The organism is Streptomyces sp. NPDC029122 (assembly GCF_055569445.1).
Genome location: NZ_JBVHWK010000005.1, coordinates 190,052 through 199,926, shown reverse-complemented (window position 1 = coordinate 199,926; position 9,875 = coordinate 190,052). Strand labels below are relative to the sequence as shown.

The window sequence follows — 9,875 nt, the reverse complement described above, 5'->3', positions numbered from 1 at the left end:
GATGAGTTCCACCCCCCCCCCCCCCCCCCCCCCCCCCACACCCCCTCCCCCCCCCCCCCCCCCCCCCCCCCCCCCCCCCCCCCCCCCCCCCCCCCCCCCCCCCCCCCCCCCCCCCCCCCCCCCCCCCCCCCCGGGGTGGGTCAGTTGACGTTGACGGCCTTCCAGGCGGCCGCCACCTGCTGGTACTCCGGGCCGGAGGTGCCGTAGAGGTCGGCCGCCGCCTGGAGGGTCGCGGTGCGCGCGCCCGCGTAGTTGGTGGTCGAGGTCATGTAGGTGGAGAGCGCCTTGTACCAGATCTTGTACGCCTTGGTACGGCCGATCCCGGCGACGGTGGAGCCGTCGTAGGTCGGGGAGTCGTAGGACACCCCGTTGACCGTCTTGGCGCCGCTGCCCTCGGAGAGCAGGTAGAAGAAGTGGTTGCCGACGCCGGAGGAGTGGTGGACGTCCAGCCGGCCGACGGTCTTGGACCAGTAGTCGGCGGAGACGCCGTCCTTGCTGGGCTTGTCCATGTAGCGCAGCGGCGTGCCGTTGCCACGGATGTCGATCTTCTCGCCGATGAGGTAGTCGCCGGCGTCGGCGGAGTTGTTGGCGAAGAACTCCACCGAGGTGCCGAGGATGTCGCTGGTCGCCTCGTTGAGGCCGCCCGACTCGCGGCTGTAGTTCAGCTTGGCCGTGGCCGCCGTCAGGCCGTGGCTCATCTCGTGGCCCGCGACGTCCAGTGAGGTGAGCGGCTTCTGGTTGTTCGCGCCGTCGCCGTAGGTCATGCAGAAGCAGCTGTCGGACCAGAACGCGTTGACGTAGGCGTTGCCGTAGTGGACGCGGGAGTACGCGGCCTTGCCGTCGCCGGCGATGCCGTTGCGGCCGAGCTCGGACTTGTAGAAGTCCCAGGTGACGGCCGCGCCGTAGTGGGCGTCGACGGCGGCGGTCTGCCGGTTGGACGGGGTGCCGTCGCCCCATGCGTCGTCGGCGTCGGTGAAGAGGGTGCCGGTCGCGGTCGAGGCCGCGCCGTTCAGGTCGTAGGTCTTGTGGCTGCCGCGCGCGGCGTCGGTCAGGCTGTACGCGGATCCGCTCTGCGTGGTGCCGAGGGGGACGGTGCCGGAGTAGCCGCTGGTGCCGGTCCCGGTGTGGATGGCCTCGTACGCGTAGAGCTCGGCCCCCGTCGCGGCGTCCGTGATGACGTGGCGCTCGCTGGGAGTGCCGTCGGGCTCGGTGCCGGTGACGACGGACTCGTAGGCGAAGACCGGCGTGCCGGTGGCGGCCCACACGACCTGACGGGCGCCGGCGGGAGCGGCCTTCAGGCCGCGTGCGGCCGCCGGGGCGATGCGGGCCTCGGTGCCCTTGGTCGTCTTGCGGCTGCCGTCCTTCTTCTGGTGGACCACCAGGTCGCCGCCGAGGACCGGGAGTCCGGCGTAGGTGCGCTCGTACCGGGTGTGCACCGTGCCGTCGGCGTCCTTGATGACGTCCCGCGCCACGAGGCGTTCCCCGTCGGAGAGGCCGATGGCGCGGGCGGTGGTCGCCGCCTCGCTCTGCGCGGCGGATATCGCCTGGGCGCGGGCGCCGGACGAGAGAGTGAGGGCGGTCGCGCCCGCCTCCCGTTCGGCTGCCGCGCTGACCGTGCCGCTCTGGGCCGCGACCGCGACCATCGCGGCCGAGGCGACGACGGCGGCGGTGCGCAGCATCCGGGTGCGGTTGCGAGAGGTGGGGGAAGAGGACATGGGGTGGGTCACTCGCTCTCCTGGTGTCGTGGGGGACGCCACGGAGATTGCCAGAGAGAAGCCAGCCGATGACAGGTACGCAACAATAATTTGACCTGCTGTTGTCCGGGGAGCGGGGATCGGTGTCCGGTCAACGACCGAAACCGGAGCATTCCGGCGCCCGCCCCCGGTGCGGCGGGCGCCGGGCGGATCGGGCCTACTGGACCCCGGGGATCCGGCGGTCCTTGAACGCGGCACGGACGGCGTCCGCCGCGCTCTGTCCGTACATGCTCCGGGCGGTGTCGATCGTGGCCAGCGCCGCCTCCCGGAAGCCGGTGTCCGGGGCGAACCGGAACTGGGCGTTCACGATGATGCGGTCGGCGGTCCTGGCGCCGAGGGCGCCGCGGATGTCGAACAGGGCGCGGGACCAGATCTCACCGTCGGCGTGGACCTCGCCCACCCGGTCCTCGTACACCTTCGTCCCGTCGATGCGGCGCAGGCAGTGCGGGGCGGCGCTGTACGGGACCGAGTCCCAGTCGGCGACGCACGCCCGGTCCGCGACCCGGGGCCAGCCGTACGCGGCGGCGGCGTGGTCGCCGACCTCCACGGCCAGGTAGTCGCCGAAGGCCTCGCCGATCGCCCCGGCCTCGGGGGAACTGCCGAAGCCGGGGACCTGCGCGTGGTGCACGGCGTGCCCGTACTCGTGGAGGATGACCTCGGCGTCCTCGGCGTCGTCCACACCGCCCTTGCCGAAGCGGATCTCGGCCTTCTTGTCGGTGAAGTAGGAGTTGTCGGCGCCCCACTGGTTGATGCGGACCGGCTGGACGCGGTCGTTGGCGCCGGGCAGCTCGCTGCCGAAGCCGAGGCTCTGGAGGTACTCCTGCGCCTCGTTGACCCAGAAGTAGGCCATGACCTGCTCGAACTGGTCGTCGGAGCGGTTGTAGCCCCCGGCGGCGGCGACCGACGCGGGCGTACCGGTCTCCGACCGGACCGCGGCCCACTTGCCCGAAAGGCCGCCGCTGCCGTCGAGGTTGCGCAGCGCGGCCGTCGCGTAGGCGGAGGCCGGTATCGCGCCGGCGGAGTCCTTGGCGTCGGTGAGGGTCTGGTCGCCGGACGACTGCACGGGGTTGACCATGAACACGCGGGCCTGGGAAAGGGGGTTCGCGGGCCCGGACGTGGTGGCCGAGGCGGGGACGGCGAGACCGAGGAGTGCCACGGCGGCGGTGGCCGTCGCGGTGAACCCGCGGGGTGTGCGGGGCATGGACATCCTCCTGTGAGGGGTACGGGATGGCGGAGAATAGAGCGGCCGCGTGGTGCGGAAGCGGCATCCTTGCGCACGCGCGGCAGCTTTGACCAGGCCTCGGGACCGTTCGAGTTCTCGGCGATACGGGACGGATTCCCGTACGGGCGGTGCTGCGCGGCACAATGACTGCACTCTCATGCAGTCATTGCACCTGGATATACTCCGCGTGTGAGTCACCGTCAAAACCGTGCGCCGGCCCCGCTCGCCGGCCCGAGGGAAGACAGGACGCGATGCCCCCTGAGGAGCCGGCCCGCCGCGGCGGGGGGCGCGAAGCGCAGCGCCGCCGCACCCGCAAGGCGATCGTCGACGCGGCCGCGAGGCTGAGCGCCGGCGGAGCCACGCCGTCCATCGACGAGATCGCGGCCGCCGCCGACGTGTCGCGCCGCACGGTCTACGCGTACTTCCCGAGCCTCGACCACCTGCTGATCGACGCGACCGTCGGCGCCCTCAACGAGCCCCCGGTCGAAGAGGCGTTGAACGACCCCGCGCTGGCCGGCGACGCGGCGGGCCGGGTGGACGCCCTCGTCCGGACGCTGCTGAAGTACTCGCCGCAGTCCCTCGCCCTCGGTCGCAGGCTGATCCGGCTGACCGTCGACCCCCCGACCCGCGACGACGGCGGGGAGCCGGCCGGCCCCCGTCGGACCCAGCGCCGGATCGAATGGCTGGAGGAGGCCTGCGCGCCACTGCGCGGGACCCTCGACGAGGAGCCCTTCCGCCGCCTGGTCTCGGCCCTGACCATGGTGGTCGGCTGGGAGGCGCAGATCGCCCTGCGCGACGTCCGCGGCCTCGGCCCGGAGGCCGAACAGGAGGCCATCACCTGGGCGGCCCGCGCCCTGGTGGAGGCGGCGGTCAAAGAAGCCTGACGCGGAGCCGACGGGGCCGACGGGGCCGACGGGGCCGACGGGGCGGGCGGGGCGCGGGTTCGGCCCGCCGCGGTTCACCGGACAGCACCCCCGCGTACGGAACGCCGACCGGAAACGGCGATGGGTTTGTCAGCCTCACGTGCTTTGCTGGGGGCATGATCGATGAATTTCCGGCCCTTGACCTGTCCGCTGTCGACGAAGCCGTCCGCAAGGCCGCGGCGGTGGAGATCATGCCCCGGTTCCGGCAGCTCGCCGAGCACGAGGTGGACCAGAAGAGCGGCCCGCACGACCTCGTGACCGTCGCCGACCGGAAGGCCGAGGAACACCTCACCGCCTCCCTGACCCGCCTGCTTCCCGGCTCCGCCGTGGTCGGCGAGGAGGCCGTGCACGCCGACCCGAACGTCTACGGGGCACTGCGCGCCGACGCCCCCGTGTGGATCGTCGACCCGGTCGACGGCACCCGGCAGTTCGTCAACGGCGATCCGGGCTTCTGCACCCTGGTGGCGCTCGCCCTGCGCGGCGAGATCCTCGCCTCCTGGACCTTCGCCCCGGCCCTGGACGAGATGGCCACCGCCGTACGCGGGCAGGGCGCGTACGTCAACGGCGAGCGGATCCACAGCGGTTCGCCCGAGCCCGGCGCCGAGCTGCGCGTGGCGACCGCGCACCCGCTGTACACGTCCGAGGAGGACCGGCGGAACCTGGCCCGGCTCGACGTGCCCGGCGTCGCCGCCCGCCCGTGCGGTTCGGCGGGTCTGGAGTACCTGAAGGTGGCGCGCGGGGAGATGGACGCGCTGGCCTTCACCTGGCCCTCCGCCTGGGACCACGCGGCCGGCCTGCTGCTGGTCGCCGAGGCGGGCGGTGCACAGAGCACCGTCGACGGGGTCCCCTTCCGGGTGGACCGGGACAACGCCCTCCCGTTCGCGATCGGCCGCGACGAGGCCACCGCGGTCCGCGTCCGCGAACTGCTGCGGGGCGCGTAGCCGCCGCGCCGGACGCCGGGGCCCGCGGAGCACCTCCCGGCGATGGCCGCGGGAGGGGCTCCGACGGCAGGGCCTAGGCTGGAGGCAGTGGCCGTCGCCGGACGAAGGAGCTGTTGTCAGTGCCGTCGATTCTCGACGCAGTCGTGGTGGGGGCGGGGCCCAACGGCCTGACGGCCGCCGTCGAACTCGCCCGCCGGGGGCACTCGGTGGCCGTTTTCGAGGCCGCCGGGACGATCGGCGGCGGCGCCCGCACCGAGGAGCTGACCCTCCCCGGGTTCCGGCACGACCCCTGCTCCGCGGTGCACCCGCTCGGCGCCGGTTCCCCGGTGTTCGCGACCATGCCGCTGGGGCGCTACGGGCTGGAGTGGCTGCACGCCCCGCTGCCCATGGCGCACCCCTTCGACGACGGCACGGCAGCCGTGCTCGCCCGTTCCGTGGCGGAGACGGCGGCCTCACTCGGGCCGCGCGACGCGGGCGCGTACCGGCGGCTGGTGGAGCCGTTCCTCGGCAGATGGGACACCCTCGCCCGGGACTTCATGTCCCTGCCCAACACCGCCCTGCCCCGGGACCCCCTCACCCTGGCCCGCTTCGGCCTGGCCGGACTGCCGCCCTCCACCTGGCTGCTGCGCCGCTTCCACGACGACCGTGCCCGCGCCCTGTTCGCCGGACTCGTCGCGCACGTCATGGCCCCGCTGAACGGGATCGCCACCAGCGCCGTCGGCCTGGTCTTCGCCCTCGCCGCGCACGCCGGCGGCTGGCCGATGCCGCGCGGCGGCTCGCAGTCCGTCTCCGACGCCCTCGCCGGCTACCTGACGCACCTCGGAGGCACCCTCCACACCGGCTTCGAGGTCAAGCGGCTCGACGACCTGCCCCCCGCCCGCGCCTACGTCTTCGACACCTCGCCGACCGCACTGGCCCGGATCGCCCGCCTCGGCCGGGCGTACGACGGCTACCGGTACGGTGCGGCGGCCTTCAAGCTCGACTACGCCCTCGACGGCCCCGTCCCCTGGACCGCCGAGGCCGCCCGCAGGGCCGGCACCGTCCAGATCGGCCCCGGCAGCCGCGACATCGACGCCGCCCTCCAGCTGGCCTCGGGCGGCCGCGCCCCGCGCACCCCCTTCCTCATCACCGCCCAGCCCAGCCTGGTGGACCCCGGCCGGGCACCGGAGGGCAAGCACGTCTTCTGGGCGTACGGCCACGTCCCCTCGGGCTGGGACGGAGACCTCACCGAAGCCGTCGAACGGCAGCTGGAGCGCTTCGCCCCCGGCTTCCGCGACCTGGTGCTGGCCCGCGCCACGGCGGGCCCGCCGCAGCTCGCGGCCCGCAACCCCAACTACGTCGGCGGGGACATCGCCTGCGGCGCCGCCTCCGGCCTGCAGCTCCTGCTCCGGCCCAAGCTCACCCTGTCCCCGTACACCACCGCCCACCCCGCGGTCTTCCTCTGCTCCTCGGCGACCCCGCCGGGCCCCGGCGTGCACGGCATGTCCGGCCACAACGCCGCCAAGGCGGTCTGGCGGCACCTGCGAAAGGCCGGCTGATGGTACGCATCACCCTCGTCCAGGGCGACATCACGGCCGAGAAGGCCGACGCGATCGTCAACGCGGCCAACTCCTCGCTGCTCGGCGGCGGGGGAGTGGACGGCGCCGTCCACCGGCGCGGCGGCCCCGAGATCCTGGCCGCCTGCCAGGACCTGCGCCGCTCCCACTACGGCAAGGGACTGCCGACCGGACGGGCCGTCGCCACCACCGCCGGCCGGCTGCCCGCCGGGCACGTCATCCACACCGTCGGCCCGGTCTGGTCCCGCGACGAGGACCGCTCCGAGCTCCTGGCCTCCTGCTACCGCGAATCGCTGCGCGTCGCCGATGAACTGGGCGCCCGTACGGTCGCCTTCCCGGCGATCTCCACCGGCATCTACGGCTGGCCGATGGACGACGGCGCCCGCATCGCGGTCGAAACCGTGCGGACCGCCCGCACGTCGGTGGAGGAGGTCCGCTTCGTCCTCTTCGACGCCGCCGCCTACGAGGTGTTCGCGCGCCGGCTCCGCTGATCCGGCTCCGGTACGGGAACCGCGGGTCACCGCCCGCGGCCCCCAGGGGTGGGGCGCGGATAGGTACGGGACTGCTTCACGCTGCCGTACGCGAAGCTCGACTCGATCGACGCGATTCCGGGGATGGCGTGGATGCGGTGGCGCACCAGGGACTCGTACGCCTCCAGGTCCTCGATGACCACCCGGAGCAGGTAGTCGCTGCTGCCCGCCATCAGATAGCAGTCCTGGATGTGCTCGATGACCGCGACGTGCTCCTCGAACAGGGCGACGGCCTCCGCCGTGTGCCGTTCCAGGCGGATGCGTACGAAGACGGTGATCGGGAGCCCGAAGGACACCTGGTCCACCACCGCCGTGTAGCCGCGGATCAGGCCCGCCTCCTCCAGCCGGCGGACCCGGCGCAGGCAGGGGGAGGGGGAGAGGCGGACGCGGTCCGCGAGGTCCTGGTTGGAGAGGCGGCCGTCGGCCTGCAACTCCCGGATGATCTGCAGATCGACCGCGTCCACGGCTGCTCCTGGGGCTTCTCCGCCATTCCTTGGCAGATCCTGCCCCAAACGTATGTCCGAGCAACAGAACTGGCAATCGGCTGCCCCGGCACAAGCCCTAACGTTGCCCGGGAACGGGCCGGACCGGCCCGCTCTCACAGGCTGGAGCAGATTCCTTGGTCGCGACCAACACCACCGGCGCGGCCGCGCCTCACGACACGGCGGTCCCGCCGGCCGGAAACCCCCGCCGGCGCGGACCGTCACCGCAGGCCCGGGGGATGGCCGCGCTGCTGGTGACCGTGGCGATCTGGGCGGCCTTCGCGCTCAGCGCGCGCGGCCTGAGCGCCTCCACCCTCGAGCCCGCCGACGCGGCCCTGCTGCGCTTCGGCGTCCCGCTCCTCGTCCTGCTGCCGGCCCTGTGGCGGCGCAGGCGCCGTATCGCCGCCGTGAAGCCGGCCGCCGCCATCAAGATCGTCTGCGGGGCCGGGGTGCCGTTCTTCCTCGCCGCCATGCACGGCGGGTCCCTGACCTCGGCCGCCTTCGTCGGCTCGATCGTCCCCGGCATGGTCCCGCTCTTCGTCGCCGCGCTGATGGCCGCCCGGGGCCACGGACTGCCCAGGGGCACGCAGGTGGCCGGGCTCGCGCTGATCGCGGCCGGGGTGGCCGCCCTCGTCTGGCGGTACGTCGTCCCCGTCGACACCGACGTCCTGGAGGGAGCGGGCACGCTCCTGGTGGCCAGCGGCCTGTGGGCGCTGTACACGGTGGGGCTGCGGGACGTGGACCTCGACCCCGTCGGGTCGATCGGGCTGCTGTGCCTGCCCTCCTTCACCGTGATCGGGCTGCTGGTACTGACCGGAGTCCTCCCGACCGGCCTCGCGCACGCCACGGGCGGCGACATCGTCACCTTCCTCGTGGTGCAGGGGCTCGGGGTCGGGCTGTGCGCGGGCCTGCTGTACGCCTTCGCCATCCGCCGGCTCGGCGCCGAGCGCAGCTCCGTCGTCGGCAGCCTCAGCCCCGTCGCCGTCGTCCTCCTCGCCATTCCCGTCCTCGGCGAGTCCCCGACCCCGGCCGTGCTGATCGGCGTACCGCTGATCACCGCCGGGGTGGTGCTGGCCAACCGGCGCCGTACACCCGTCCCTCCCCGTCCCCCCGTCCGTCCGCGTCCCCGCCCCGAGGTCCCCGCAGATGCTTGAGCTCCTTCCCCCGCCGCCCACCGACCCGCTGTGGGACCTGACCTACGAGTTCGGCTCCGACGAGCGGGCCGAGCGGCTGAACCTGGTCCTCGGCGTCTACCGCGACCACACCGGCCGCACCCCGGTCATGGCCGCCGTCCGCGAGGCCGAGATACGCCTCGCCGAGCGCTCCGAGTCCAAGGAGTACCGCGGGCTCTCCGGCAACGCCGCCTTCAACCGGGCCCTGCTGGACCTGGTCCTCGGCCCGCAGGGGCCGTCCGACCGCGCCGCGGCCGTGCAGACCGTCGCCGGCTCCGGCGCGCTGCGCCTGCTCGCCGACCTGATCTGCCGGACCCGCCCGGGCACCACGGTGTGGATCAGCGACCCCGCCTACGTCAACCACCGCCCCATCCTGGAGGCCGCGGGCCTGGAGGTCCGTACCTTCGGCTGGTGCGACGCCGAGGGCGGCTTCGACGCCGCCGGGGTCCTGGGCGACCTCGCGGGGGCGCGGCGCGACGACGTCGTCCTGCTCCAGGGGTGCTGCCACAACCCGACCGGCGCCGACCCCGCGCCGCAGGACTGGGAGGCGCTGGCGGAGCTGGCGGCCCGCAACGGCTGGGTCCCCTTCGTCGACCTCGCCTACCACGGACTCGGCGACGGGCTGGAGGCCGATCTGGCGGCCACGCGCCTGCTGGCCGGGCGGGTCCCGGAGATGCTCATCGCCGTGAGCTGCTCCAAGAACTTCGGCCTCTACAGCGACCGCACCGGCTGCGCCATCGTCCTCGGCGCGTCCGCCCGGGCGGTGCGGCACGCCGAGACGGCCCTGCAGAACGCCGCCCGGACCCTGTACTCCATGCCGCCCGAGCACGGGGCCGCCGTCGTCACCACGATCCTGGACGACGCGGGGCTGCGGGACCTCTGGCGCGCGGAACTGGACGCGATGCGCGGCCGGATCGAGGCCAACCGGGCGGACCTGACCGCCCGCCTGGACGCCATGGGACACCGCTCACAGGCGCGTTCGCTCGCACGGCAGCGGGGCATGTTCTCGATGCTGCCGCTGACGGCGCACGAGATGCTCCGGCTGCGCCGGGAGTACGCGATCTACGGGACCACCGCCGGGCGGATCAACATCGCGGGCATCCCGGCCGACCGGATCCCCTGCCTCGCGCGGGGCATCGGGGGAGTGCTGGCGGGCCGCTGACGAGCCGAGGGGGCGTCGGGAGCGAGAGCGCCGGGGGGCACGCGGGCGGCGGAACGCGGAAGTGAGGGAACGCGCAACCCGTTCCACGGGCACCCCCGGACGTGACAGTCCCCGGTCGTTCCGCCGGTGCCAT

9 protein-coding genes are annotated in these 9,875 nt (G+C 73.9%); 6 read left to right on the top strand and 3 right to left on the bottom strand.

Annotated features, from left to right (window positions below):
* Window positions 1-140: 140 nt before the first annotated feature.
* Together ACZ4WZ_RS09050 and ACZ4WZ_RS09045 are read right to left on the bottom strand one after the other, a co-directional pair.
* The gene (locus tag ACZ4WZ_RS09050; protein WP_467887398.1) at window positions 141-1,715 is read right to left on the bottom strand and encodes a M4 family metallopeptidase; all 1,575 of its coding nucleotides are present in this window, start codon (window positions 1,713-1,715) and stop codon (window positions 141-143) included.
* 196 nt (window positions 1,716-1,911) lie between these two features.
* Complete coding sequence (locus ACZ4WZ_RS09045) at window positions 1,912-2,955, bottom strand: M4 family metallopeptidase (RefSeq protein ID WP_467887096.1); 1,044 nt, start codon at window positions 2,953-2,955, stop codon at window positions 1,912-1,914.
* 272 nt (window positions 2,956-3,227) lie between these two features.
* Between ACZ4WZ_RS09045 and ACZ4WZ_RS09040 the strand changes: the two genes are divergently transcribed.
* The 4 genes from ACZ4WZ_RS09040 to ACZ4WZ_RS09025 all read left to right on the top strand — a co-directional run bounded on the left by ACZ4WZ_RS09040 (window position 3,228) and on the right by ACZ4WZ_RS09025 (window position 6,887).
* The gene (locus ACZ4WZ_RS09040) at window positions 3,228-3,860 is read left to right on the top strand and encodes a TetR/AcrR family transcriptional regulator (RefSeq protein ID WP_467887093.1); all 633 of its coding nucleotides are present in this window, start codon (window positions 3,228-3,230) and stop codon (window positions 3,858-3,860) included.
* A gap of 155 nt (window positions 3,861-4,015) precedes the next feature.
* Complete coding sequence (locus tag ACZ4WZ_RS09035) at window positions 4,016-4,840, top strand: inositol monophosphatase family protein (protein WP_467887090.1); 825 nt, start codon at window positions 4,016-4,018, stop codon at window positions 4,838-4,840.
* 119 nt (window positions 4,841-4,959) lie between these two features.
* The gene (locus tag ACZ4WZ_RS09030) at window positions 4,960-6,378 is read left to right on the top strand and encodes a phytoene desaturase family protein (RefSeq protein ID WP_467887087.1); all 1,419 of its coding nucleotides are present in this window, start codon (window positions 4,960-4,962) and stop codon (window positions 6,376-6,378) included.
* The gene (locus ACZ4WZ_RS09025) at window positions 6,378-6,887 is read left to right on the top strand and encodes an O-acetyl-ADP-ribose deacetylase (protein WP_467887085.1); all 510 of its coding nucleotides are present in this window, start codon (window positions 6,378-6,380) and stop codon (window positions 6,885-6,887) included. The genes ACZ4WZ_RS09030 and ACZ4WZ_RS09025 overlap by 1 nt, the downstream gene beginning before the upstream one ends.
* Before the next feature lie 26 nt (window positions 6,888-6,913).
* On the opposite strand, the gene ACZ4WZ_RS09020 is transcribed toward ACZ4WZ_RS09025, so the two are convergent.
* Window positions 6,914-7,390, bottom strand: a complete 477-nt coding sequence (locus ACZ4WZ_RS09020; RefSeq protein WP_467887082.1) for an Lrp/AsnC family transcriptional regulator — start codon at window positions 7,388-7,390, stop codon at window positions 6,914-6,916.
* Between the two features lie 155 nt (window positions 7,391-7,545).
* Between ACZ4WZ_RS09020 and ACZ4WZ_RS09015 the strand changes: the two genes are divergently transcribed.
* Both ACZ4WZ_RS09015 and ACZ4WZ_RS09010 read left to right on the top strand, forming a co-directional pair.
* The gene (locus ACZ4WZ_RS09015) at window positions 7,546-8,562 is read left to right on the top strand and encodes a DMT family transporter (RefSeq protein WP_467887079.1); all 1,017 of its coding nucleotides are present in this window, start codon (window positions 7,546-7,548) and stop codon (window positions 8,560-8,562) included.
* On the top strand, window positions 8,555-9,742 hold the full coding sequence (locus tag ACZ4WZ_RS09010) for an amino acid aminotransferase (protein WP_467887078.1): 1,188 nt from the start codon (window positions 8,555-8,557) through the stop codon (window positions 9,740-9,742). The genes ACZ4WZ_RS09015 and ACZ4WZ_RS09010 overlap by 8 nt, the downstream gene beginning before the upstream one ends.
* Window positions 9,743-9,875 lie beyond the last annotated feature (133 nt).

Excerpts from the sequence above, each read along its gene's own strand:
- ACZ4WZ_RS09050 (WP_467887398.1), bottom strand. The coding sequence starts at position 1,715 with ATGTCCTCTTCCCCCACCTCTCGCAACCGCACCCGGATGCTGCGCACC.
- ACZ4WZ_RS09045 (WP_467887096.1), bottom strand. The coding sequence starts at position 2,955 with ATGCCCCGCACACCCCGCGGGTTCACCGCGACGGCCACCGCCGCCGTG.
- ACZ4WZ_RS09040 (WP_467887093.1), top strand. The coding sequence starts at position 3,228 with ATGCCCCCTGAGGAGCCGGCCCGCCGCGGCGGGGGGCGCGAAGCGCAG.
- ACZ4WZ_RS09035 (WP_467887090.1), top strand. The coding sequence starts at position 4,016 with ATGATCGATGAATTTCCGGCCCTTGACCTGTCCGCTGTCGACGAAGCC.
- ACZ4WZ_RS09025 (WP_467887085.1), top strand. The coding sequence starts at position 6,378 with ATGGTACGCATCACCCTCGTCCAGGGCGACATCACGGCCGAGAAGGCC.
- ACZ4WZ_RS09010 (WP_467887078.1), top strand. The coding sequence starts at position 8,555 with ATGCTTGAGCTCCTTCCCCCGCCGCCCACCGACCCGCTGTGGGACCTG.